Annotated in this window: 18 protein-coding genes; 15 read left to right on the forward strand and 3 right to left on the reverse strand. The window is 72.8% G+C overall.

Annotated elements, in window-relative coordinates:
• Positions 1–81: 81 nt before the first annotated feature.
• Positions 82–1,179, forward strand: a complete 1,098-nt coding sequence (locus MPTA5024_RS06365; RefSeq protein WP_036320724.1) for a TetR/AcrR family transcriptional regulator C-terminal domain-containing protein — start codon at positions 82–84, stop codon at positions 1,177–1,179.
• Positions 1,180–1,917: 738 nt separating this feature from the next.
• Here MPTA5024_RS06365 and MPTA5024_RS06370 read toward each other — a convergent pair.
• Complete coding sequence (locus MPTA5024_RS06370; protein ID WP_198166971.1) at positions 1,918–2,145, reverse strand: hypothetical protein; 228 nt, start codon at positions 2,143–2,145, stop codon at positions 1,918–1,920.
• 436 nt (positions 2,146–2,581) lie between these two features.
• Between MPTA5024_RS06370 and MPTA5024_RS06375 the strand changes: the two genes are divergently transcribed.
• Positions 2,582–3,973: a hypothetical protein gene (locus MPTA5024_RS06375; RefSeq protein WP_051457764.1), complete on the forward strand. Its 1,392-nt coding sequence runs from the start codon at positions 2,582–2,584 to the stop codon at positions 3,971–3,973.
• Positions 3,974–4,075: 102 nt separating this feature from the next.
• Here the strand turns inward: MPTA5024_RS06375 and MPTA5024_RS06380 are convergent, their stop codons facing one another.
• Complete coding sequence (locus MPTA5024_RS06380; RefSeq protein WP_157099308.1) at positions 4,076–6,472, reverse strand: DUF6973 domain-containing protein; 2,397 nt, start codon at positions 6,470–6,472, stop codon at positions 4,076–4,078.
• Between the two features lie 155 nt (positions 6,473–6,627).
• Here MPTA5024_RS06380 and MPTA5024_RS06385 point away from each other — a divergent pair, with 155 nt between their 5' ends.
• The 12 genes from MPTA5024_RS06385 (at position 6,628) to MPTA5024_RS06445 (ending at position 21,923) form a co-directional block, all read left to right on the forward strand.
• Positions 6,628–7,512: a helix-turn-helix domain-containing protein gene (locus MPTA5024_RS06385; RefSeq protein WP_036320732.1), complete on the forward strand. Its 885-nt coding sequence runs from the start codon at positions 6,628–6,630 to the stop codon at positions 7,510–7,512.
• 102 nt (positions 7,513–7,614) lie between these two features.
• A complete protein-coding gene (locus MPTA5024_RS06390; protein WP_157099309.1) occupies positions 7,615–8,898 on the forward strand; it encodes a sensor histidine kinase in 1,284 nt (427 codons plus the stop codon).
• A gap of 343 nt (positions 8,899–9,241) precedes the next feature.
• Entirely contained in the window at positions 9,242–11,044 is a 1,803-nt protein-coding gene (locus MPTA5024_RS06395; RefSeq protein ID WP_232326241.1) for an adenylyl cyclase, read from the forward strand.
• Between the two features lie 131 nt (positions 11,045–11,175).
• A complete protein-coding gene (locus MPTA5024_RS06400) occupies positions 11,176–11,613 on the forward strand; it encodes a PaaI family thioesterase (protein ID WP_036320734.1) in 438 nt (145 codons plus the stop codon).
• Between the two features lie 396 nt (positions 11,614–12,009).
• The gene (locus MPTA5024_RS06405) at positions 12,010–13,839 is read left to right on the forward strand and encodes an ABC transporter ATP-binding protein (RefSeq protein WP_051457767.1); all 1,830 of its coding nucleotides are present in this window, start codon (positions 12,010–12,012) and stop codon (positions 13,837–13,839) included.
• Between the two features lie 143 nt (positions 13,840–13,982).
• Positions 13,983–14,678, forward strand: a complete 696-nt coding sequence (locus MPTA5024_RS06410) for a CorA family divalent cation transporter (RefSeq protein ID WP_051457768.1) — start codon at positions 13,983–13,985, stop codon at positions 14,676–14,678.
• Positions 14,679–15,392: 714 nt separating this feature from the next.
• Complete coding sequence (locus MPTA5024_RS06415; protein WP_036320736.1) at positions 15,393–15,617, forward strand: tautomerase family protein; 225 nt, start codon at positions 15,393–15,395, stop codon at positions 15,615–15,617.
• A gap of 23 nt (positions 15,618–15,640) precedes the next feature.
• On the forward strand, positions 15,641–17,539 hold the full coding sequence (epsC, locus tag MPTA5024_RS06425) for a serine O-acetyltransferase EpsC (protein WP_198166972.1): 1,899 nt from the start codon (positions 15,641–15,643) through the stop codon (positions 17,537–17,539).
• 61 nt (positions 17,540–17,600) lie between these two features.
• Entirely contained in the window at positions 17,601–18,863 is a 1,263-nt protein-coding gene (locus tag MPTA5024_RS06430) for an ATP-binding protein (RefSeq protein WP_036320739.1), read from the forward strand.
• The gene (locus MPTA5024_RS06435) at positions 18,860–20,140 is read left to right on the forward strand and encodes an MFS transporter (protein WP_198166973.1); all 1,281 of its coding nucleotides are present in this window, start codon (positions 18,860–18,862) and stop codon (positions 20,138–20,140) included. The genes MPTA5024_RS06430 and MPTA5024_RS06435 overlap by 4 nt, the downstream gene beginning before the upstream one ends.
• A gap of 45 nt (positions 20,141–20,185) precedes the next feature.
• Positions 20,186–20,872, forward strand: a complete 687-nt coding sequence (locus tag MPTA5024_RS06440) for a TRM11 family SAM-dependent methyltransferase (RefSeq protein WP_051457769.1) — start codon at positions 20,186–20,188, stop codon at positions 20,870–20,872.
• 115 nt (positions 20,873–20,987) lie between these two features.
• Positions 20,988–21,923, forward strand: a complete 936-nt coding sequence (locus tag MPTA5024_RS06445; RefSeq protein WP_036320742.1) for a PLP-dependent cysteine synthase family protein — start codon at positions 20,988–20,990, stop codon at positions 21,921–21,923.
• Here the strand turns inward: MPTA5024_RS06445 and MPTA5024_RS06450 are convergent, their stop codons facing one another.
• Positions 21,924–23,072: an ROK family transcriptional regulator gene (locus MPTA5024_RS06450; RefSeq protein ID WP_084369454.1), complete on the reverse strand. Its 1,149-nt coding sequence runs from the start codon at positions 23,070–23,072 to the stop codon at positions 21,924–21,926.
• Between the two features lie 117 nt (positions 23,073–23,189).
• Here MPTA5024_RS06450 and MPTA5024_RS06455 point away from each other — a divergent pair, with 117 nt between their 5' ends.
• Positions 23,190–24,428, forward strand: coding sequence for an MFS transporter (locus MPTA5024_RS06455; RefSeq protein WP_036320744.1), 1,239 nt, complete (start codon positions 23,190–23,192; stop codon positions 24,426–24,428).
• The last annotated feature ends 278 nt before the right edge of the window (positions 24,429–24,706 follow it).

The raw sequence follows: 24,706 nt of genomic DNA on the forward strand, positions 1-24,706 counted from the left end.
TGCACGTGGTGCAGTGCCTCCGGACGGCGGACGTCGGCGCAGCATGGCGGCTACAGTTGGTGCACTAGTGCGGGAGGCGTGGTGGACGGTTCGGGCGGGACGCGGTACCGGGAGATCGCGGCGGACCTGCGGCGGCGGATCGAGTCCGGGGAGCTGAGGCCGGGCGACCGCGTGCCCTCCACCCGGGAGATCGTGCGGTTGTGGGGCGTCGCGATGGCGACCGCGACGAAGGTCCTGACCGAGCTCCGCCGTGAGGGGCTCGTCCGCGCGGTGCCCGGCGTCGGCACGGTCGTCGGCGCGGGGGAACGCCCGCCCCGCGACGCACCGCCGACCACCGCCGGCCCGCACGCCGGTGCAGCCCACCCCGGGGAACGCCCGCCCCGCGACGCATCGCCGCCCGGCGCGGCCGCCACCGAGGGCCGTGCGCCACGCGACGCATCGCCGCACGCGGGCGGCTCGCCGGCCACCGTGTCCGGCGGACGCCAGGGGGACGCGGGGCGGAGGAACGCCCCGGACGGGCCGCTCACCTCCGCGCGGATCGTCGCGACGGCCGTGGCGATCGCCGACGTGGAGGGGCTGGCGGCGATCTCGATGCGCCGGGTGTCGGCCGAGCTCGGGGTGGCGACCATGTCGCTGTACCGGCACGTCGCCGACAAGGACGACCTTCTCCTCCAGATGATGGAGGCGGTCTTCGCCCGCATGCGCCTCCCCGAGGATCCGCCGGACGACTGGCGGGCCCGGGTCGAGATCGCCGCCCGGACGCTGTGGGCGATGTACCGCCGGCATCCGTGGCTCGCGCCGGCCATGTCGGTGACGCGGCCCCAGCCCGTCCCGAGCGCGCTCCCGTTCACCGAATGGGTGCTCAGCGCCCTCGACGGGCACGGCCTCGACCTGCCGACCATGCTGACCACGCACATCACGATCTTCAACTACGTCCGGGGGACGGCCGTAAACCTGGAACTCGAGGCGGAGGCCGAGGAGCTGACCGGGCTGAACGCCGAAGAGTGGATGGACACCCAGGGACCGGCGCTCAAGGCGATGCTGGCGGGCGGCCGCCTGCCGACGTTCGAGCGCCTCAGCGCGGACGAGTACGACTTCGACATCGACGCCCTGTTCGACTTCGGGCTGCAGCGTCTCCTCGACGGCATCGCGACGCTCCTCCGCCAGTCGGGCCGGTAGCCGGGCTGAGACATGCGCACGGCTCTGACGTGCCCGTACGCGGCCCTCGGGGCCGTCCGCGCCCCGCGCTACGCGACACCGCAGACCGAGGTGTCAGGGACGCGTCAAGGTTATTGCCCATCAGGGTCAGAACCGGACATAGTGGATGTCGCGACGATCGGCCGGGCATCCGGAGAGGAGGAGGGAACGATGGCGGACCTGGTGCGGAGTGCCGCGTTCCGTCCCCTCCCGTTCACGCCCGCCGGGGGTCGCGTCCCCTAGGTGGCTTCCCTGGGGACATGTCCCGCGACGGGCCGCGCGCGAGACCGGCCCGTCCCGTGCCGCCGTCACCGTGACGTGACGCGGCGACCAGGGGCCTTCCGGTGAACGCGTCCGCGGCGAGGACGCGGCTGGGCATGCCGCGCCCGCGCGCCGCGCGGGGCCGCCCCATCCGGGCGGCCGCGTCCCGGAAGGCCCCATCTCCTCACGGCGGGACGACCTCGCCGGCCAGTCAAGGAAGCAGACGATGACACGACCTGTCCGGGCGCCCGCTGCGGCGCCGTCGCGGGTCCCACCCGGCCGCCCGCGCGACGGCGCACGAGACGCCTCACCGCGAGACCCCTCACCGCGAGACCCCTCACAGCGAGACGTCCAGCGGGAGACGGCGCGGCCGCCGAGGGACGGCGCCGCCGCGGACGGCTCGCCCGTGGGCGTGGCGCCGGACGCCCCCGTCCTCTTCCGCCCCCGGCCCTCCCGGGGTTACCTGTCGCTCGCCGTGGTGACGGCGATCCTCGGGTTCTCCGCGGGCAGGAACCTCGCGTCCGGCGACGGACCCGGCCTCGCCGTCGGCCTGGCCCTCACGCTCGCGGCCGCGTTCTTCGCCGCGCTGACGCTCAGCTTCCCGCTGATGCGGTACGCGTTGTCGGAGGGCACGCTCACCGCCGGGTACGGCCCGTTCCTGCGGTACCGCATACGGCTGCCGGACATCGTCTCGGTGACCCGGACGCCGCTTCTTCCCGGTTCGGTCGTGGCGCTGCTGCTGCCCGGCATCGGCCTGTACGGCGTTCGCTGCGCGGGGCTCGGCCGGTCCGCGTGTGCGCGACGAGCGGGTCCTTTGCCGATGTCGTCCTCGTCCGCACGCGCCGGGGGGCGAGCTACGCCCTTACCCCGGCCGACTGCTCCGGCCTGCTCACGGCGCTGCGGCTGCGCGGCGTGCCCGTACGGCCCGGAGCGTTCTAGACCCGCTCCCCCGTCCCGGCCAGCCGCGGACGCCTCCTCCCGTGGCGCCCGGTCCCGGCCGTCCACCACGACCTCCTGGTGCGCGAAAGGGCCCTGGCGGGGTGCGATCCACTGGGCATCCAGGGCCGCCATCGCCCTTCTTTTCTCAGGAGGCCCCCGCACAGAAGCACGGAGTCCCCTTCCCATGACGACATCTGTCCTCACCCGCGTCGAGGCCGACAGGAAGGAGTTGTTCCTCCTCGTCGTACGGGCCCTCGCCGACGCCGGCGACCCGACGCTGGTGCGGCGTCTGGCCGACGTCGCCGTACGGCTGGCGCCCGCCGACGACGAGTGGACGACCAGGCTGGCCGGCTGGATGAGCCGGCATCCGGCTCTCGCCCGCCTGCGGCCGGCGCTCGTCGCCGAGCTGGCGCACGCCCGGATCACGGCCAGGGCGACCCGGACCCGGTCGTTCGTCGACCGCGCGCTGCGGCGGGCCGACGAGCCCGGCGAGCTGCTGGCCTACTGGCTCGGCCGGTACGGCCGCTCGCTCCCCCAGCCGTTGAAGCGCGGCGTGGCCGACGCGGTCGTCCGGCTGTACGACGAGCTGGCCGTGGCCACCTACGACGGCCCGGGAGCCTCCCTGCGGTTCGCGGACGTGCTCGCGCTGACCCATCCGGCTCCCCGCGACGGGACGCAGTCGGCGCTGTTCGCGCTGGCGATCGCCCGCAGGCGCGGCCTCACGCACGACATCCCGCCGTACCTGACGCTCCTGCGCGCCCGCCGGGAGCTCTTCCGGATCGCCGCCGACAGGCGCGCCCCGCTGCTGGACTGGCCGGACGGCGCCCTGCGGCTCGCCTCGGCCGCCATGACGTGGTCGAGCGTGCGCCGCTGGCTGCTCGGGACCATGACGGGCGCGGCCTGGGCGGCCGTCCTGCCGACCATGTCCTACCGGGAGCGGCTCGCCCATCTGGCGGACCTCGACCGGGCGGGGGTCTCCGCCGAGGTCGCCGCGTGGGTCGCGGCCGACCTGGCGGATCCGGCCTCCGTCGCCAGGGCCGGCGCGACCCCCCTCGACATCGTGGCCGCCGTGCGCGCGGTCCCGGACTCGCGCTGGTCGGCCCCCCTCGGCCGGGCGCTGGAGTCGTCGCTGGGGAACGTCCCGGAGCTTCCCGGCCGCACCCTCGTCCTCGTCGACCGGTCCGACCTGATGGCCGGCCCGTGCCCGGCGGCGCGGTCCCTGACGCGGGCCGACGCCGCCGCCGTGTTCGGCGCCGCCCTCGCGCTGCGCGCCGCCGCGGCCGATCTCGTGAGCGTCGGCGCCGGCAGCCCCCGCGTGCCGGTGACGGACGGCGACGGACCGCTGGACGTCGTCGCGCGGTTCGGACGGCCGGGGGGCTCGACCGGGCTGGAGCACGCCCTCCGGCGCCACCTCGACGGCCACGACCGCGTCGTGATCCTGACCCACCCCTCCAGGGCGGGCGAGGTCGCCGGGACGGTCGCCGGACGGCAGCACGTCGTCACCGCCATCACCGGCGGGGCGTTCACCGCCATCCCGTACGTCGAGGCGGCCGGCGACGCGTCCTGGCCGTTCTGACCCGTGCAAGGACCGGGGGCCGTCGCCGGCGGAGCCCGCCGGCGACGGCCCCCTTCGTCCAGGATCACCTGCTGTCGCACCAGTCGAGGGGATGCGGGCTTGTCAGCCGCAGAGCGTCCCCGTGCGCACCGCGCGGACCGCGTCGGCGCCGACCTGCAGGGGGTAGGAGTCGCCGCCGTCGTCCCAGAGGGTGATCGTGGCCGTCCCATCGGAGGTGCAGACGCCGCCGACCGGGGCCCAGGCGTTCGTGTAGTTCTCCTGATCGACATATCCGTTGGCGGTGCCGCCGCCGGGCGAGGTGATCACGTAGTGCGCGTGGGTGGCATCGGAGTTGCCGTTCGGGACGTACGCCTCGATCCGCCACGCGTGTGTCGTGTCCATGCCGCTCAGGCGGTACACGGCGCTGGAGTCCCTGACCGACCCGTTCGCGTACGTCCAGGTCTCCCGCCCCAGCAGCCCGACCCCGCCGCCGGAGAACCACGTGCCCGTGGTCGAGAAGCCGTTGCACGCCCCGGGCCCCGTGGTGAGCGCCCCGTAGTCGGCGCAGCCGCTCATGGGCCCCGTGCTCGTGGTGAACCTCTCCCACGGCCCGATCGTGCCGGAGTTCGCCCGCAGGACGCCCGCCGAGTTCGCGGCCCAGCCCAGCTCGGCCGTGACGTACAGGCCGTTCGCCGAGGACTTCAGCGAGTACGTGCCGTCGGTGTTGCCGATCTTCTTGAACCTCTCCCACGGTCCCACGGCGTCCGCCCTGGCGCGCAGCTTGCCGTAGTCGACGCCGGTCCAGCCGATCTCGGCCGAGACGAACTTGTTGTTCGCGTTGGACAGCAACGCGATCTCCCCGTTGCCGAGCGGCACCTCCGACCACGACTCCCAGGACCCCGGGCTGGTCGCCCGGGCGCGGAGGATCCCGTAGCTGTCGCCCGACCAGCCGAGTTCGGCGGACACGAAGTCGTCGTTGACGCCGTTGGCGGCGGCGGCCGAGCGGAGGACCAGCGGGGTGCCCGACTGGTAGTGCGGGGTGGCGGTGTTGTTCGCCCACGAGATGTAGCCGTGCTCGAAGTTCTGCCGGATCTCCGAGCCGGAGGTGTACTCCAGGGAGGTCGGGAAGCCCAGCGGCGAGTCCCCTTCGCCGATGGACCGGTAGAAGCTGAAGATGCAGCCCCGCACCCCCCAGGCGGCGCTCTTCCAGTAGATCGCGGAGTGGGGTTCGGCCTGGCCGCCGGCGCAGGGCGAGCCGTCCATGTAGCTGACCCGGCCACCGCCCGGCGCGGCCTGCTCGTCGGCGTAGGGGTACCCGAACACGCCGCCCGGGCCGCCGAAGCCGCTCTTGTGCAGGTACGCGTCGTAGATGCAGCCGTGCATCTCGTGCGCGCCGAGCGCGTCGCTCACGTAGACGGCCGCCTTGGACCCGTAGGGGCCGGGCGAGCCGATGCTGCAGTCGGGACCGGTGAAGTACGACACCTGGCCGCTGCCGGCCTCCGCGCTCACCTGGTCGTGGAGCGGATAGCCGAGCACCCCGGCCGGGCCGCCCGCCCTCAGGTAGGCGTCCCGGACTGCGCCTCGCACCGCGAAGGTGCCGTACGCCGACCGGACCAGCGACCCGCCCGCGAAGTCCTGCTGCTCCACGGCGAAGGATCCGCCGATCACCACCCGGCCGGCCCCGGTCGGCGCGCCGAGATAACCGCCGATCCCCCCGCGGCCGTCCCAGTTGGTGCGGAAGAGGGCGAGGGTGCCGTCGTCCACCGGATACCGCCAGTCCGGGCTGAAGGGCGGGCCCGGGTCCGGGTCCGTCAGGTAGACGAGCCGGTCGCCGAACACGCCTCCGTTGTACGGGTCGTCCAGGCCGAGCTGGGTCACCCGGACCCCGTCGGTCGTCGTCACATCGCCGGTCCCCCGCACGCGCACCGCCCTCGCCACGAGGGTGGTGCAGATGTCGTGCGCGGCCGCCTCGATCCGGATCATCACGTCGCTGCCGTCGGTGATCTGACTCGCCATGCTCCACGCCTCCTGCGCGTGGCCGCGGGCCACCTCGTTGTTGTGGAAGTCCATGGCGTGGGACGGCGGATCGACGTCCGGATCCTCGAGTTCGTGCGCCAGCCCCCATCTGGTCGCGTAGCCGGGACTGTCCCCGGTCGCGAGGATCAACTGCCAGAGACAGTGCCGGGCGGCGTCCTGGCGGCTCTCGGGCTGACCGTCCCTGTCGATGATCGCGCCGCTTCCGGACACCGCGTACTTCTCGGCCGGGAGCGCGACCATCCCGCAGGTCGTCCAGTCGCTCGCGCAGAGGTCGCGTTCCTCCTGGCCCATGGCGCACCACTGGCCGGAGGTGAGCGGGTTGTCGATCGCGATCGGGATGCCGGTCCCGTCCGCGCACGTGCCTGCCGAGGCGGGGGACGCCGTCGCGGTGACGCCCACCGCGGTGCCGGCCACCAGGAGGAGGGCGACGAGCAGACGGCCGAGGACGGCTCTCCAGCGGCCGGACGGCACGGAAACATTCATGGGACGTCCCTGGGGGGCGGAGGGAGGGGGGCATTCATCGTGTGGTCCCGGCACGACGCCGATCAAGGCTGTGACCAGCGGTCGACCAACTGTCGACCAGATGACGACCAGCCGTTAGAGTGCCCCCGACGCCCTCACTCCAGAGGTGGACAGCCGTGGACCAGCCGTCGCCTGATCTACAGCAAGGCCTCGCCCCCCGTGCCGCCCTCGGGCGGGAACTGCGGCGGCTCCGGCTCCGCCGGGGACTGTCGCAGCGCGGCCTGGCGGCGGCGCTCAATTTCGGTTCGCACAGCTCCATCGCCGACATGGAGGCCGGGAGGCGGGTTCCCCCGCCGGACGTCCTCACGGCGTACGAACGACACTTCGCGCTCATCCCCGGCACGCTCGGCCCGCTGCGGGACCAGGCACTCGCCGAGGTGGCCGACGAGACCGAACGCGTGACGGCGTCCCCGGCCCGGCCCGCCCACGGCGAGGTCGCCCCGGCCTCCGCGCGCCGATGGCGGCCCGACTGGCGCTCGTTCGCCCTCGGCGGGGCCGCTCTCGCACTGGTGGCGGCCGCCGGAGTGACCCTCGCCGGCCGGGCCACGGGAGGGTCCGGCGCCGAGACGACCGGCGCGAGCGGAGAATGGCGGGCGCTGACCCAGCACGTCACCGACAGGAGGGAGCGGGAGTCCGTCCCGGAGCCGATGGACGGGGACGATCCCCGGGCCCGGGGCTGCTACGCGGGGACGGTCACGCTCGACCAGGTGCCGCTCACCCTCGCCGGTGGCACGGCGTTCGGGACGCTCCGGCTACGGCACAACGAGCGCTGCGGGACGAGCTGGGCCTCCGCCTACTACAGCAATCCGCGCCTGTACACCGTGACCCTCGTGGCGCACCGGCCGGTGGACGACGCGATCATGCCGTCGGAGTGGCGGGCGAACACACCGCCCGGGAGCTACGGCGACATGCTGTCCACGGGGACGGGCTGCGTCTGGGTCGAGGGCTGGGTCTCCGCCGACGGCGAGGACGGCCCCCACGCCCGCACACGGTGCCTGTGACCGCAGGGGCGCGGAGGGCCGGCTTCCCGGGCGGCCCCCGTCGTTCCGCTTTCCGTGGTGACCGGTACCGTCGGAGTAACGGGGAGACGTGATGGTGATGTGATGTCCTCAGCCGTCGACTACGAGTCGGTGTTCAAGGCGCTCGCGATCCCGGTGGCGGTGCTGACGCCGGACGCCGTCATCGTCGCGGTGAACGAGGCCTACCTGACGATGACGCGGCGCACGGAGGCGGACCTGATCGGCAGGTGCGTCCTCAGCGCGTTCACGTTCAATCCGGACGCCGACGATCCCCCGGCCCTCCGGGGCGACGAGCTCACCCGGGAGTCGCTGGCACGGGCGCTGGCGACCGGCGAGCAGGTGAGGACGCCGGTGCAGAGGTACGACATCGAGACGCCCGGCCACCCCGGGGAGTTCGAGGAGCGGTACCTCAGCGGTGTCACCGTTCCCGTCCTCGGCCAGGACGGCGAGGTGAAGCTCCTCATCCTCCAGGGCGAGGACATCACCGACTTCCTCCGGCAGCTGAGACTGTGCGGCGAGCACGGGGTGGGCGGCCTGCGGGCCAGGCTGGAGGAGATGGAGACCGACGTCTACGCCCGCGCCCGCGATCTCCAGGACCTCAACGGCCGCCTCGAGCGCGCCTACCGGAAGCAGTGCGAGACCACCTCGGCGCTGCACGAGGCCGTCGAACGTCAGCGGCGGCTCGTCTTCGACCTCTCCCACGACCTGCGCAACCCGATCGCCGGGCTCCTCGCCAAACTGGACGTCGCACTCTCGGATTCGGGCGCCGACCTGCGGCAGAGCCTGCGCCGGCTGGTGCGGGACGCGGAGCGGCTCAACGCGATCGTGGCCGACATGCTGGAGCTCGCGCGCCTGGAGACCGCGATCCCCGGCGCCTGCGAGCCGTTCGATCTGGGCCGTCTGGTGCTCGACGAGCTGCAGCGCCAGCCCCTGACCGCCCGTGTCGGCCCCCGGGTCGACCCCGGGGTGACGGTGCGCGCCTGCCCCGTTCGAATCGCCCGGCTCCTGGGCAACCTGCTGTCGAACGCCGACCGGCACGCGGCCTCGATCGTCGAGGTCGTCGTCACCGCGCGCCCTCCCGACGCCGTCCTCGAGGTGGTCGACGACGGGGGAGGCATCGCCCCCCGCGACCGCGAGAGGATCTTCGAACGGCTCGTCCGCCTGGACGACGCCCGGCGTCTGGATCCCCAGGGGTCCGGGCTCGGGCTGTCCATCGCCCGCGAGATCGCCCAGAGCTTCGGCGGCCGGCTGTACGCGGACGACTCCCCCAAGGGGGCTCGCCTCGTCCTGAGGCTCCCTCTCGCCTCGTCGCAGGACCCGGAGGAAAGCGCCCCCGCCGACCGGCCCGGTCGTCCAGCGGCTCCTTGACAGAATCCGGGCGCGGAAAATCAAGAGGCGCGGGGGCATGGCGCGACGGCCGGTCCACAGGGTAAAAACATCCCAACCCATTTTTCACAACTTGATATAAGGCGAGCCACCCGAGAGAGCGCTCTCTCAGGCCCGCCCCGGTGGCGTCCAGCCGCCCATCCCCCTCGAGAGGCAGGTCGATGTCAATCGTGAGCCGCATCGGCACCAGGAGGCTCCGGCCAGGCAGCGCTGCACGCCCGATGAAAGGACGAACCGTATGACCAGCCAGTTTCCTGGCACTGAGAGTCCCCTGAGGCGGCGCTCCCTCCGCCGGCGGACAGGGCGGGCGGTGACGCTCGGCCTCGTGCTGACGACCGCCGTCCTGACGGCGGGGACGGCCGCGGTCGCGGCCTCGCCCACCCACGCCGGCGTCGACCTCGGACCGAACGTCACCGTCTTCGACCCGACCATGCCCGTCGGCGACATCCAGGCGAAGCTCGACGCCGCGCACACCGCCCAGGTCGACAACGAGATGGGCACCGACCGCTACGCCTTCTTCTTCAAGCCGGGCACGTACGGCACCGCGGACCACCCGCTCCAGATCAAGGTCGGCTACTACACGGAGATCGCCGGCCTGGGCGCCTCGCCCACCGACGTCGTGATCAACGGCAAGGTCGAGGTCTACAACCGGTGCCTGGACAACGGCGGCACGAGCAACTGCCTCGCGCTCGTCAACTTCTGGCGCACCCTGTCCAACCTGTCGCTCGCCATCGACGCGGCCGGGCAGGACGGCTGCCGGGCGTCGGCGGACTTCTGGGCCGTCTCCCAGGCCGTGTCCATGCGCCGGCTCAACGTCACCGGCGGCGGCCTGTCGCTGATGGACTACTGCACCGCCGGTCCGCAGTACGCCAGCGGCGGCTTCATCGCCGACTCCAGGCTGCCGTCCGTCACCAGCGGGTCGCAGCAGCAGTGGCTGACCCGCAACAGCGAGATCGCCGGCTGGTCCAACGGCGTGTGGAACCAGGTCTTCTCCGGTGTCGTCGGCGCTCCGAGCGAGGCCGGCTTCCCCAGCCCGCCCTACACGACCCTGGACGCCACTCCCGCCAGCCGGGAGAAGCCGTACCTGTTCCTGGACGCACAGGGCCGGTACAACGTCCGCGTGCCCGCCGCCCAGCGGAACTCCCGCGGCGTCTCCTGGGCCGGCGGCCTCACACCGGGCCGCACCGTGCCGATCTCCGACTTCTTCGTGGCGAAGCCGTCCGACTCGGTGCAGGTCATCAACAGCCAGCTCGCGCGCGGCAAGAACCTGCTGCTCACGCCCGGCGTCTACGACGTGGCGCGCAGCATCGAGGTCAAGCGCCCCGACACGGTGGTCCTCGGCATCGGCCACGCCACGCTCACGGCGGTCAACGGCGCGATCCCGCTCGACGTCGCCGACGTCCCCGGCGCGATCGTCGCCGGCGTCACGATCGACGCGGGCCTGAAGGAGTCGCCGGTCCTGCTCCGCGTGGGCAAGGGGCACGGCGGCGGCCGGAGCCGGGCGGACGACCCGACGACCCTGTCCGACGTGTACTTCCGCGTCGGCGGCCCGCACGTCGGCAAGGCCGGCACCGCCCTCGAGGTGAACAGCGACAACGTGATCATCGACCACACCTGGGTGTGGCGCGCGGACCACGGCGTCGAGGGCTTCACCGACACCCAGCGCTGGAACACCAACATCGGCCGCTACGGCGCCGTCATCAACGGCGACCACGTCACGGCGACGGGCCTGTTCGTCGAGCACTTCCAGCGGTACAACACCGTGTGGAACGGCGACGACGGCACGACGATCCTCTACCAGAACGAGCTGCCGTACGACCCGCCGACACAGGCCGACTGGATGAACGGCACGGTCGAGGGCTACGCCGGCTACAAGGTGGGCGACCGGGTGCGGACGCACAACCTCTACGGCGGCGGCGTCTACGTGTTCAACCAGAACAACCCGTCGATCCACACCGAGAACGGCTTCGAGGTCCCGCAGACCCCGGGCGTGAAGCTGCACCACATCATGACGGTCAACCTCAGCGCCGGCGTCATCGACCACGTCGTGAACGGCGTGGGCGCCGCGGCCGACACGACCAAGGTCGGTTCGCCGGTGTACGTCGTGGACTACCCGGCCGCGTCGTAGAACCGGCAGGGCGGAACAGCGCGGCGGCACCGCCGCGACCGGTGGGCCGGAGCGGGCGAGCTCCGGCCCACCGGCATGCCGCGCACTCCCGAGGTGCCGGGAATGTCGGTGGCGGCTGCTTGGATGCGGGTGTGGACACCGGCAGGCGAGGACTGTTCTGGGACGTGCTGGCGGGGCGCGCGGCGCCGCCGCCGGCGGCCGCGACGCTGGGCTGGGAACTGGTCGCGATCGACCCCGAACGGGGAACCATCGAGGTCGCCTTCTCGGCCGGCGAGTCGTTCCTCAACCCCGCCGGCGTGATCCAGGGCGGTTTCCTCGCGGCGATGCTGGACTACACGATGGGGCCCGCGCTGGTGGCGACCCTGCCGCCGGGGCGGTTCGCGCCGACCCTCGACCTCCACGTGCAGTTCGTCCGCCCCGCCCGCCCGGGGCGCCTCCTCGGAAGGGGGCGGGTGGTGCACCGGGGGGCCGAGGTCTGCCACCTGGCCGGGGAGCTCCTCGACGCCCAGGGCAGGACGGTGGCGGTCGCCACCGCCACCGCCGTGATCCGGGCCGTCCCCGGCATGTGAACCGCCGTCCGGGGAGGCGAGCCCACGGCCGCGCCGTCCGGCATGCGAGCACCGCCCGCCGGCCGATCCGGCCCGCCCTCCCGAGAACGCGGACGCGGCGTCGTGCTGCAACCGGGCCTTCGAAGCCCACTGTCGCGAAGTCCTTTCCTGTGACGATCGTCAAATCGCTGCACTGCGAATCGCGAATCCGGCCGACCGTACGGCGACAGCACGTTTCGACCGACTCAAGGAAAGCGGTGCCGACGTCGTCGGGCTGTCCACCGCCGCGTCGTGAAACGGCTCGGACGCGTCGTTTTCCCGCTCTCGTGAGCAGTTCCGGCGGCCGGAAAATCGCTCGCACCTCCGTGACCCGCTGAGGCAGCATGGCCCGGGCGGCGTCGGTGTTGGGGAGGGCTGATGACTGCGCTCGTATCGGTCGATAATGCGCAAGAAAGCCCATCCGTACGGAAATCAGCCGTTCTGCTGGCGCTGCGCTACTACTGCGATGAGCTGAAGCGCCAATGGCGGGTCGCGGTGCCGGCGCTGATGTTGCCGGCGATAGGCAACATCTGCCTGTTCTACCTGGCGCCGCTGGCGGTGGCCGGGCTCGTGGGGGATCTGTCCGGCGGCGGGGACGGCACCGTCAGTGCGCTCCTGCCGTACGTGCTCGGGTTCGGCGCGACGCTGCTGACCGGTGAGGTGCTGTGGCGGGTGGGGCTGCACTTCCTGAACCGCACCGACGCCCGGGGCATCGAGCGGCTCGGCGTGGTGGGCATGGACGAACTGCTGGCCAAGGACGCCGCGTTCTTCCACGACAACTTCGCCGGCTCGCTGACCAAGCGGGTGATCGGCTTCTCCTCCAGGTTCGAGGAGTTCGCCGACACGCTCACGTTCTCGATCATCGCCAAGCTGGTGCCCCTGGCCTTCGCCTCGGTGGTGCTGTGGCGATACCACCCGCTGCTGGTCCTCGTTCTGGTGGGCCTCATCGTCGTCACCGGGTTTCTCGTCGCCCCGCTCATCCGCCGCCGTCAGGCGCTGGTCGACGCACGCGAGGCCGCCAGAGTACAGGTGTCGGGTCACGTCGCCGACGTGCTGGCCAACATGGACACGGTCCGCTCGTTCGCCGCCGAGGAGCGCGAGGCCGCCGAGTATCGGGCCAGGATCGCCGAGCAGCGCAGGTTGTCCCTGCTCTCGTGGGATTACGGCAACCTCAAGGTGGACACCGTCGTCGCCCCGCTGTCGGTGCTCACCAGCTCCGTGGGCCTGCTCCTCGCCGTGGCGCTGCGCGGAGGCCTCGGCGTGGAGGCCATCGTGGTGACGTTCACCTACTACACGAACGCGATCGGCATCATGTTCGAGTTCAACCAGATCTACCGGCGCATCGAGAGCGTGCTCACCGAGGCGGCCCAGTTCACCGAGCTGCTTCTCGTGCCGCCGGCCCTGGTGGACCCGGCCGAGCCGCAGCCGCTGCGCCCGGCCGACGCGAGCGTCCGCTTCGAGCGGGTGACGTTCGCGTACGCCGACGGCCGGCCCCTGTTCGAGGACCTGGACCTGGACATCCCCAGCGGCGCCAAGGTCGGGCTGGTCGGCCAGTCGGGCGGCGGCAAGAGCACCCTCACCCGGCTGCTCCTGCGCCTGATGGACGTGGACGGAGGCAGGATCCTGATCGGCGGCCAGGACATCGCCCGGCTGCGTCAGGCCGACCTGCGCGGGCTCATCGCCTACGTGCCGCAGGAACCCGCCATGTTCCACCGGTCCGTACGCGACAACCTCGCGTTCGCCCGGCCGGGCGCCACCGACGCCGAGATTCTCCGGGCGGCGCGGGCGGCGCATGTCACGGAGTTCGTCGAGTCGCTGCCGGACGGGTTCGACACCCTGGTCGGCGAGCGGGGCGTCAAGCTCTCCGGCGGCCAGCGGCAGCGCATCGCGCTCGCGCGCGCCATCCTGCGCGACGCCCCCATCCTGCTGCTGGACGAGGCGACCAGCGCCCTGGACTCCGAGAGCGAGATCCTCGTCCAGGAAGCCCTGTGGCGCCTCATGCAGGACCGCACCGCGCTCGTGGTCGCCCACCGCCTGAGCACCGTCGTCCGCATGGACCGGCTCGTCGTGCTCAACCGGGGACGCGTCGTCGAGCAGGGCACCCACAGCGAACTGCTCCGGGCCCAAGGCTCGTACGCCCGGCTCTGGCATCACCAGTCCGGAGGCTTCCTGGTCGAGGACGACACCCCGGACATGCTCCCCCGGTGAGCGGCGCGCCGGCCTGGGCGATCTCGTCTCGCCCGGGGTGAGCGTCTCCAGGACCACCGGCAGCGCGATCGACACCGACTCCGCACGGGTACGTCACCACGAGACCCCCGGGCACAGCGGCCGGATCTCTCGAAGGAACCCAGATGGACGTTCGCCTGATCGACGACGAGGGGGTCGAGGAGCGTCCCGCCGAGGAGCTCGCGGCGCTGCTCGACCGGCAGGACGGCCTGGTGTGGGTGGACATCGCCACCTGTGACGACGAGGCCGCGCGGGTGCTCTCGGACGTGTTCGGCTTCCATCCGATGGCGGTCAAGGACTGCGTCGAGCGCAACCGGGTGCCGAAGATGCACGCCTACCGCGACCACGTGTTCGTCGTCGGCGGGGACGCCGGCGACCCCGAGGAGTTCCTCGACGAGCTGTTCCGCACCCGCCACGGCCTGCTCACCGTGCGCACCATGAGCGCGCTGAGCAGCGCGATCTACGGAGGCATGGCCGGGCTCGCCCGGATCTCCCCCGACGGGCAGCGTCTCGTGGCCGAGACCGCCGACCGGTTCGACCGGATCCGCAGGGTGGCCGACGGCGAACGGGAGTACCTGCAAGGGGTGATCGAGTTCTTCCAGACCGCCCTCACGATCAAGGCGGCCCTGATCGGGCAGACGCAGAACGAGGAGGTCAAGCGGCTGACCGAGGCCAGCTACGCCCAGAACGAGGAGATCAAGAAGATATCCGCGTGGGCGGCGATCCTCTTCGCCCCCACCCTCATCGGCACCGTGTACGGCATGAACTTCGCAGCGCGGCGACGCCCAGTGCCTTCTTTCGCATGTGAATGTCTCCTGTGACGCGGTTTTCGCTACCGGTCACGGAGCCTCGCAGCGGCCTCTGGTGATCCACCAGTGAGTCACATGGACCGAACCCGTCTTTCACTCGGAGAGCTCTTGGAAAACGGGTTCGGCATTCGCTCATGCGAGGTCGAGGGTGAAGAGGATAGGGGTTGACCGAGCGTTCTACGGTACTGCACGCTTACCAATAAGTGAAGACACGGTCCCATATTCGGCCATCCGGAAGAAGGCACGGATATCCGGGCCATGAAAGGAGTCCAGCCGGAGGACCGCACATGTTCTGAGCACATCCTTTTGGCACGCGTTCATTCTCGGGCCGGGTCTCCCGGCCCTACGGGCAGGCGGTCGGCCGACCGCCCGCCGCTCGCCTCCCCGCCGGGTGACCGTCCCGCCGGCGGCGAACCGTCAACACCGCCCCCACGCAGGCGATCTCTCACCGGCGGCAGCGTCCGGAGCCCGCCCGGGACCTCGCCGGGACGTCGTGGTGAACCCCGTGGGCGGACGCCTCGCCGGCGACGACGGCGTGACGAACCGCCACGGACGTCAATCCCGGGGCGTCCGTCGCCGCCGATCTCGAATTCGATTCACTCCAACATTTCCACGCGGCCGATCCCGCGCGGTTCCGGCGCGCCTCCGGCACGTCCCGGACTTTTCACCGGAACCGGGTCCCGGCGGCGACGCCGCACGCCCCGGAACGAATACGAGGAGACGAAGATGCCGCACGTGAACATCAAGTATTTTCCGGTGCCGTTGTCCGGCGAACAGGAGGCCGCGCTGGTCGCCACGCTGACCGAGGCCGTGCAGAACGCCTTCGGATGCGACGGGGGCATCGTGTCGATCGCCCTGGAACCGGTCCCGGCCGATGAGTGGGACCCGCGGGTCTACCAGCCGGAGATCGTCGAACGCGCGCACCTGCTCCGCAAAACGCCGAACTACTGATGAACGGCGACGGCGAAGCGGCGATGCCGCGCGGAGAACGGCCGGAGGGGCTGCTGGGCCTCCTGGCCGAGGACCTGCGGACAGTCGTCGAGCGGGACCCGTCCGTCCGCAGCCGGCGGGAGGCGCTGCTGCACCCGGTTCTCCCGGCGCTGTGGCTGCACCGGGCCGCCCACCTGCTCCACCGGCGCGGACGGCGGCTGCCGGCCAGGCTGCTGATGGTCCTCGCGCGCGCGATCACCGGTGTGGAGATCCACCCGGGCGCGGTGCTCGGCCGCAGGGTCTTCGTCGACCACGGCGCGGCCGTGGTCATCGGGGAGACCGCGGTCGTCGGCGACGACGTGACCGTCTATCACCAGGTGACGCTGGGGGCGCTCGGCTGGTGGCGCGACAACCTGCGTCCCGAGGGGGATCGACGGCACCCGGTGATCGGGTCCCGCGTGGTGCTCGGCGTCGGCGCGACCGTTCTCGGCCCCGTGCACGTGGGAGACGACGCCGTCGTCGGGGCGCGGGCGCTCGTCCTCGCGGACGTGCCCGCCGGCGCGCACGTCTGCGCCCCGACGGCGACCGTGTCGCCCCGCCGTCCCCGCCCGCCCGTCCCGTCCCCTGACGAAAGGAGAGGATCGATGGATCCGGACAGCACGGTCCTGATAGTCGGCGCCACCGACGAGACGGTCCGCAAGGCCAAGGAGCTCGGCCTGCGCGTCCTGCTGCTGCAGCACCCCACCAAGGTCACCGCCGAGCAGGAGGAGCTGGCCGACGTCCTGCGCGTCCTGGACTACACCGACTGGGCGGCCGTCGAGCCGGTCGCGCGGTCGCTGCGGGAGGAGCCGGGGTTCCGCGTCGCGCTCTCCATCACCGAACCGGGCCTCGAGAACGCGGGACGGATCAACGACCTGTTCGGGCTGGACGGCACCGGGTACGCGGTCACCCGCAGGCTCCGCGACAAACTGGCCATGCGCCGGCACCTGGCCGGGCTCGACCCGTCCGCGGTGGCCGCCGCGCCGCTCGCGCGGCGCGAGGACCTGGACGTCTTCGCCGCCGCGCACGGGTACCCGTTCATCGTCAAGCCGACCGACGCGACCGCCAGCATCGGCGTGCTGCGGGTCGGCGGGCCCGACGACGCGCAACACGCGTGGGAGACGGTGGAGCGCCTGCGGGGCACGCGGACCGACCGGGTCTCGACCATGTACCTCCTGCAGGACTTCCTCATGGAGGAGTACGTCGAGGGACCGGAGTTCAGCGTCGAGGCGTTCAGCTTCGCGGGCCGGCACGTCGTCGTGGCGATCACCGAGAAGTTCGGGCACCACGACAGCTTCGCGGAGCTCGGCCACGCGGTGCCCGCCCGGCTGGACGAGCCGGAGCAGGAGCGGATCCGCGCGAGCGTGGGCCGCTTCCTCGACCAGATCGGGCTGCGCGACGGCGTCTCGCACACCGAGGTGCGGCTCGCCGCCCGCGGCCCGGTGATCATCGAGAGCCACAACCGCATCGCCGGGGACCTGATCCCGGAGCTGGTGCGCGGCGCGTACGGCGTCGACCTGACCGAGTACGCGCTGGGCTGGCCGTTCCGGCTGGTCGCCGAGCTGCCCGACCGTCCCGAGGCGTACGCGGGGGCGTGTGTGCGGTCCCTGGTGAGCGAGCCGGGACGGGTCGAGTCGGTCGAGGGCGGCCCCGACGCCGCGGCGCGGGACGGCGTGCTGGACGTGCGCATCACCGCCAAGCCCGGCGACACCGTGCACGCGGTGCGCGACAACTGGGACCGCCTCGGCCTGGTGGCGGTCATCGGGCCGGACACGACCGCGGCGATCCGGCGCGGCGCCGAGGTCATCGAGGAGGCCGTCCGGATCCGGGTGGCGGGCGAGGACGGCCGCACCTGGTTCGCGCACGCGGCCGAGGCCGGCTCGCCGGCGGGGGCGCGGGCATGAGCGGGCGCATCGGCAGGCACAGCGGCGCGGGCGACCCCCGGCGGCCGGGAGAGGAGAAGTCATGAGCGTCCTCATCGTGCACAGGAACCCGCTGGAGCCGTTCCCCTACCAGCGCTGGCTGCACGACTACCGGGGTCCGGTGGTGATCCTCGCCGCCCGCGACCGGTTCGAGCCGTTCGGCGAGCAGGTGCCGGTGGGCGACCTCGGCTACACGCGCCTGGAGACCTTCGACGACGACGAGCGGATGAGCGAGCGGGTGGTCCGGCTCGCCGCCGAGTACGGCACCACGCACCTGATCGGGGAGCACGAGGCCGACGTCCTGCGGGTGGCCACGCTGCGCGAGCGGCTCGGGCTGCCCGGCGCACGGGCCGCCGACGTGCTGCCGTTCCGGGACAAGGCCGTGATGAAGGAGCTCGCGGCGCGGGCCGGGGTGGAGGTCGCGCCGCACACCGTGCCGGAGACCGCGCGGGACGTGCTGGACTTCGCCGCCCTCCACGGGTTCCCCCTGGTGTTCAAGAACAGGACCGGCTTCAACTCCATCGGCCTGCGCATCCTGCGCGACCGCGACGCGCTGACGGCCTTCCTCGCCGAGGCGTACGGCTCGCCGCGGGACGACCTGCTGCTGGAGGCGTACGTGCCCGGCCGCATGTGCCACGTCGACGGGCTCGTGGTGAACGGCGAGACCGTGCTGGCCTGGCCCTCGCAGTACCAGTACGAGCTCGCCTCCTTCGGCTCCGATCCCGGGTCGCGCGTCGACCTGGCGCTCGACCCGGACGACCCCCTCACCGGACGCCTGCTGGAGATGACCGACCAGGCGCTCGCGGCGCTGCGGCCGCCAGGCGGCCGTCTGCTCGACCACGCGTTCCACGCGGAGATCTTCCACACCCCCGACGACCGCCTGGTGCTGTGCGAGATCGCCTGCCGGTCGGGCGGCGGGAAGATCCGGGAGGTCTTCCACACGCTGTTCGGGGTCAACCTGGCCGAGTGCTCGATCCGGGCCCAGCTCGGGCTGCCGCTGCCCGAGGTGGAGGGGCTCACGCGCTCCGGAGGACGTCCGATGCCGGCCCGCATGGCCGGTCAGGTGCTGATGATGAAGCGGCCCGGGCTGATCCACTCGCTGCCCGACGTCCCGCGGGAGCCCTGGGTGGAGCACTTCTGGCTGTTCGCCCGTACGGGTCAGGTGGTGCCGCCCGCCGCGGGATCGGCCGACTTCCTGACCGTCGCCGTCGCCTCGGGCCCCTCGCGCACGGAGTGCGAGCGCAGGCTGCGCTCGCTCGGCGCGCGGCTGGAGGAGCAGGTACGGGTCGAGGCGGTGCCGTCGTGAGGCGCCCGCCGGCCCGGGTGCGGTACATGGCCGGGATGGTGATCGACGCCACCGGCAGCGGCATGTACCTGCCTCTGTCCCTGCTGTTCTTCCACCACGTCACCGGTCTGCCCATCGCGCGGGTCGGCGTCGTCATGAGCGCGGCGGCGCTGCTGAGCCTGGTCAGCAATCCCGTCGCGGGCGTGCTCGTCGACCGCTTCGGCGCCCGTGCCGTGGTCGTGGGCGGCTACCTGGTGCGGGCCGCCGGGTTCGCGGTCTATCCCCTGGTGCACTCGCCGGTGGCGATGTTCCTCGCGGTGGGCCTGGTGGCGCTCGGCGACGGCTCCTATCCCCCGTCGATCCAGTCGTTCGTCGCCGCGATCGCGCGGGGCGCGGACCGGGACAGGCTTCTGGCAGCACAGCGCAGCCTGCGCAACGCGGGCCTCGGCGCGGGCGGCCTCATCGCGGGCGCGGCGCTCGGCCTGGGCAGTGACGGCGTCTACCGGGGCATCGTCCTGGTCAGCGCGGGCGCCTTCGTCGCCGCCGCGCTCATCCTCCGCACGATCCCCGTCCCCCGGGCGGACGCCCCGCCTCCCGCCACGGCCGCCGCCACCCCCCGGACGGGCGGATACCGGCTGGTCCTGCGCGACCGGACGTTCCTCGTGCTGACCCTGCAGAACGTGCCGACGGCCTTCGGCTACATGGTGCTGTCGGTGGCGCTGCCCGTCTACGTCACCCAGGCGCTGAGCGCGCCCGAGTCGCTGGTCGGCGTGGTGTACGCGGTCAACACCGTCGGCATCGCGCTGTTCCAGATGCCGGTGACGCGGCGGCTGATCCGGTACCGGCGCACCCGGACCGCGGCGACCGGCGCGGCCCTGTTCTCGGTGTCGTTCGCGGCCTTCGCCGTACTGGCCGGGGTTCCCGCGCAGCCGGTCCAGCTCGCCGGGGTCTTCGCCGCGACGGCGCTGTTCACGCTGGGCGAGATGCTGCACGGCGCGCCGCTGTCCGCGCTGGTGTCGAGCGCGGCCCCCGAGGAGACCCGCGGCAGGTACATGGCGGTCTACCAGTTCTCCTGGGCCATTCCGATCGCGCTGGCGCCCGCGGTGCTGACCGCGCTGCTGGGCCTGTCGCCCACCGCGATGTGGCTCCTGCTCGCGGGGTGCGTCGGATGCTCGGCCCTGACGCTGGTCCGCCTGGAGCCCCGGCTGCCCGCCCAGGCCGTCCATCCGCGCGCGCCTGCCCTGCCGGAGCGCGCCGAGAGCCGGGAGGAGCACGACCGCGAGACCGTCGCCCCATGAAAGCCGATCACGTGAACGGATATCGACAGGAAGGGTTGTGAACCCATGGGCAGATCGAGTTGGCACGTCCTGCAGGGAGAGGACCCCGCGTACGCGCTGCCGGAGGCCGCCGGTCAGTGCGGCTGGGTCAGCCAGGTGCGGCCGTTGATCGTGGAGATGAGCCGGCCGGGCGACGTCGTGCTCGACCCGTTCGCCGGTTGGGGGACCACGCTGGTGGCGTGCGCGGTGGAGTCGCGGACGGGCATCGGCCTGGAGGTCTCGCCCGAGCGTGCGGAGCAGGCACGCCGGCGTCTGCGGGACTACCCCGGCCAGACGATGCTGTGCGCGGACGCCCGCACCCCGCCGTTGCCCGACGAGTCCGTGGACTTCGTCCTGGCGGACCTGCCGTACTTCGGCACCAACCTCGACACGCACTCCACAGTGGAGGGTCAGTTCTACGCGCTGCGCGACTACGACGCGTACCTGAGCGCGCTCGACGAGGCATTCGGCGCCCTGGCGAGGGTCATGCGTCCCGGCGCGCGGGCGGTGCTGGCCGTGCAGAACCGCCGGCTGGCCGGCGCCTTCGTCCCGCTGGCCTGGGACGTCGCCCGCGTGCTCGGGCGGCATCTGACTCTGGGCGACGAGCGGATCCACTGCTACGACCGCCCGGTGAGCGACGACGACCCGATGGTGACCAACCGCTCGCACGAGTACCTGCTGGTGGCCGCGAAGCAGGTGGCCGCCGCGAACTGAGAGGGCGCCGGGCCGGTGATCGGCGCGATCACCGGCCCCGGACCGTGAACAGCACCACGCCGGCTCCCGCACGCCCAGCGGCACCGGGACGACGGCCCCGCGCAAAGGAGTACGGATGATCCCCCTGATCGCCAGCGACATCGCGACCACCATCGACGACCTCATCGGCAACACCCCCCTGGTCCACCTCACCGTTGACGGCCTGCCCCCGACCACCACGCTGCTCGCCAAGCTGGAGGCGGCCAACCCTTTGTCGAGCATCAAGGACCGGGTCGCGCTGCGCATGATCGAGGAGGCCGAGGCGTCCGGTGCCCTCACTCCCGGCGCGACGGTGATCGAGTCCACCTCGGGCAACACCGGCATCGCCCTCGCGGCGCTGGCCGCCGCCCGGGGGTACCCGTGCATCGTGGTCATGCCGGACAACGCGTCCCGGGAGCGCACGCTGACCCTGCGCATGCTGGGCGCGCGGGTCGAGTTCACCGCCGCGGCCCTCGGCTTCCAGGGCTGCGTCGACCGGGCGGGGGAACTGCACGCGGAGGTGAGCGGGTCCTGGTACGCCCGCCAGCACGAGAACGCCGCCAACGTCATGGCCCACTACACGACCACCGGACCCGAGATCTGGGAGGCCACCGGCGGCCGGGTCGACGTGCTGGTGTGCGGGGTCGGGACGGGCGGCACGCTGACCGGGACCGGCCGCTACCTCCGTGAGCGCAACCCCCGGCTGCGCGTCGTCGCCGTCGAGCCGGAGGGGTCTCCCCTGCTGTCCGGGGGCTCCCCCGGCCCGCACCGGATCCCCGGTCTCAACGGCGGGTTCACCAGCCCCGTCACGGACGTCGCCATCATCGACGACGTCATCACCGTCTCGGACGACGACGCGGCCGCCATGACCCGGGCCATCGCCGCCACGACCGGCCTGCTGGTCGGGGTCTCCTCCGGGGCGGCCGCCCACGGCTGCGCCGAGCTCGCCCGCCGCAGGGACCTGACCGGCCAGACGGTCGTGACGATCTTCCCGGACACCGGGGAGCGCTACCTCAGCTGGTGGCCTGCCTGATCAGGCGCGGGACGGCGGCCGGCCCCCCGGGCGAGCCGCGCCGGGACCGGGGACGCGCTCACCCGGCCGCGGCTCCCTCGGCAGGCCGTACCGCTCGTTGAGCATCTCCATCGCGGCCCCCGCGGCGATCACGTCGGTGCCGAGCCTGGACGTGGTGACCTCGACGGCGAGCCAGTCGGCCCGGGGCACCTCGGTGCGGACGGCCGTGCGGACGACGTCGAGGTAGGTCGCGGCGTGCGGGAGCAGGTCGGCGCCGGCCAGCACGACGTGGTCCACGTCCAGCGTCTGCAGCAGGTTGACGACGCCGACGGCCAGGACCCGCGCGGCCGTCCCGGCCTCTCCCGCGGCGAGCGCCCGGTCGTGCAGGATCTCCAGGCAGCCGCGCCTGCCGCAGACGCACTCCGGCCCGTCGACCTGGACCACCATGTGCCCGAACTCGCCCGCGTTCGTGTGCGCCCCCCGGTAGACGCCGCCGCCCAGCCACAGGCCCGCGCCGATGCCCGACTCCACCATGATCAGGGCGGCGTCGCGGACGTCCACGCCGCCGAGCCACGCCTCCCCCACGACGCCGGCCGCGACGTCCTTGTCGAGCAGCACGGGGAGGCCGAGCCGTTCCGCCGCCATCTCGCGCAGCGGCACGTCATGCCAGTGCCGCAACCGGTGCGCGTCGCGCACCACGCCCTGCGCGTGGTCGAGCGGGCCCACCATGCCGATCCCGACGCCGACGAGCCGCCCGGCCCGGCACTCGCCGGCCAGCGCCCCGACCCCGGCGGACAACTCGTCGAGCAGCCGCCCGGGCGTGAAGTCGGGGGGCAGCGGCCTGGCCACCGTCTGGAGGACCCGCCCCGTGAGGTCGCTCAGCACCATCCGGAGCGTACCGCGGGCCACGTGCGCGCCGATCGCGTAACGGCTGTCCGGGACGAGCCGGTAGACGCTGGCCGGTTTGCCGACGCCGTGCCGCCGTACGCCGTCCGGCTCCACCAGGCCCGCGGCGACCAGCCGCGCGACGACCTTGGACACCGCCTGGGGCGTGAGACCCGTCGCGGAGGCGATCATCGCGCGGTCGAAGACGCCGGCACGTCGGGCGACGGCGACGACGGACGCGTCGTTGTAGTCGCGCAGATAGTCCACATCGGCCGGTCTGACCACCCCGCCATCCTATTACGCAACACCGTTGCTATACCCTGAGGCGCAGGTGAAACGAGCGCCACAGGCCCGCCTCCCCACGGCGCGCGGGCCGCGCTCCATCGATCACGAAGGTTGTCCATGAGACCCCTCACCCCGGCGCAACGCCGGTCCGCTCTGCTCGCCCTCGCCCTCGGTGGGTTCGCCATCGGCCTCACGGAGTTCGTCGCGATGGGACTGCTGCCCGACATCGCCCGCGACCTGCTCCCCCAGATGTACGCCCAGTCCACCTCGCAGGCCGTCGCCCACGCCGGATGGATCGTCAGCGTCTACGCGCTCGGCGTCGTGGTCGGCGCGCCGACGCTCGCGGCGCTGACCGCGCGGATCCCCCGCAAGACGATGCTGCTGGGCCTGCTGGCGATCTTCATCGTCGGCACGGTGGCGTCGGCCCTCGCGCCGACGTTCGGCCTCGTCCTGGTCGCCCGCTTCGTGGCCGCCCTGCCACACGGGGCGTACTTCGGCGCGGCCGGCCTCATCGCCGCCTCGATCATGGGCCCGGGCAGCCACGGCAAGGGCTTCGCCGTCGCGCTCGGCGGCCTCACCGTGGCCAACGTCGTGGGCGTGCCCGCGATCACGCGACTCGGCCAGGACGCCGGGTGGCGGGTCGCCTACCTCGCCATCGCCGCGATGTTCGCCGTGACCCTCCTCGCCGTCCTGGCCACCGTTCCGGCCGTCGCCGCGCATCCGGACGGGTCGGCCCGCAGCGAGTTGCGGGCCTTCCGCGCCCCGCAGGTCTGGCTGGTCGCGGCCACGGCGGCGCTCGGCTTCGGCGGGTTCTTCGCGATCGACAGCTACATCGCGCCGGTCACCACGCACGTCGCGGGGCTGCCGGCGTCGGCGGTCCCCTGGGTGCTCGTCGCGGTGGGGCTCGGCATGACCGCCGGCAACGCCGCGGGGGGCTGGGCCGCCGACCGCGACCTGCGCCTCACCCTGCTGGCCGGGTTCCCGGCGTTCGTCGCCGCCATGGGGATCTTCGCGCTGATCGCCCACTGGCCCGCCGGGCTGTTCGCCGGCGCCTTCCTGATCGGCGTGGCCGGCCTGTTCCTCGGCCCGGCCATGCAGTCCCGCCTCATCGCCGTGGCCCCCGGCGCGCAGATGATGGGCGCGGCCGTCAACCAGTCGGCCATGAACGTCGCCAACAGCCTGGGCGCGGCCCTGGGCGGCGTGGTGATCGCGCGCGGCCTCGGCTACGTCGCGCCGGGGTGGGTCGGGGTCGTCCTCGGCCTCGTCGGATTCGCGCTCGCGGCCACCAGCTTCGCGCTGGAGGCCTCCCGCAGGCGGCCGGCCGAAGCCGTACGGGAACCCGCGGGAGTCCGCTGATCATCCGGGCTGACGGCCCGTGCGCCGGACGGCGTGGGGTCCCTGGGCGTGGCCGCCGCAAAAAATTCTCAATTCCCCCAATCCCTCTGTGAGCTGCCCTAAGGCCATGACACCGCCCTTAGGCCACAGATTCGCCCGCATGGGGTCGGCGTATGCGGGGAAGGTCTCCACGGTCCCACGGAAGAGACACGGTTTGGTCACGAAAGTGCAGATCGCTTCCGTCGGATGCCGGGGCGAAACGCTCCAGCCTGACCGCCGCACGCCCGGCGGAGACAAGT

The organism is Microbispora sp. ATCC PTA-5024, assembly GCF_000511135.2.
Lineage (GTDB): Bacteria > Actinomycetota > Actinomycetes > Streptosporangiales > Streptosporangiaceae > Microbispora > Microbispora corallina.

Coding starts and splice junctions, on each gene's coding strand:
- MPTA5024_RS06370 (WP_198166971.1), bottom strand. CDS start 2,145: ATGTCCGGCAGCCGTATGCGGTACCGCAGGAACGGGCCGTACCCGGCG.
- MPTA5024_RS06375 (WP_051457764.1), top strand. CDS start 2,582: ATGACGACATCTGTCCTCACCCGCGTCGAGGCCGACAGGAAGGAGTTG.
- MPTA5024_RS06380 (WP_157099308.1), bottom strand. CDS start 6,472: ATGAATGTTTCCGTGCCGTCCGGCCGCTGGAGAGCCGTCCTCGGCCGT.
- MPTA5024_RS06390 (WP_157099309.1), top strand. CDS start 7,615: ATGTCCTCAGCCGTCGACTACGAGTCGGTGTTCAAGGCGCTCGCGATC.
- MPTA5024_RS06405 (WP_051457767.1), top strand. CDS start 12,010: ATGACTGCGCTCGTATCGGTCGATAATGCGCAAGAAAGCCCATCCGTA.
- MPTA5024_RS06410 (WP_051457768.1), top strand. CDS start 13,983: ATGGACGTTCGCCTGATCGACGACGAGGGGGTCGAGGAGCGTCCCGCC.
- MPTA5024_RS06415 (WP_036320736.1), top strand. CDS start 15,393: ATGCCGCACGTGAACATCAAGTATTTTCCGGTGCCGTTGTCCGGCGAA.
- epsC (WP_198166972.1), top strand. CDS start 15,641: ATGCCGCGCGGAGAACGGCCGGAGGGGCTGCTGGGCCTCCTGGCCGAG.
- MPTA5024_RS06430 (WP_036320739.1), top strand. CDS start 17,601: ATGAGCGTCCTCATCGTGCACAGGAACCCGCTGGAGCCGTTCCCCTAC.
- MPTA5024_RS06440 (WP_051457769.1), top strand. CDS start 20,186: ATGGGCAGATCGAGTTGGCACGTCCTGCAGGGAGAGGACCCCGCGTAC.
- MPTA5024_RS06445 (WP_036320742.1), top strand. CDS start 20,988: ATGATCCCCCTGATCGCCAGCGACATCGCGACCACCATCGACGACCTC.
- MPTA5024_RS06455 (WP_036320744.1), top strand. CDS start 23,190: ATGAGACCCCTCACCCCGGCGCAACGCCGGTCCGCTCTGCTCGCCCTC.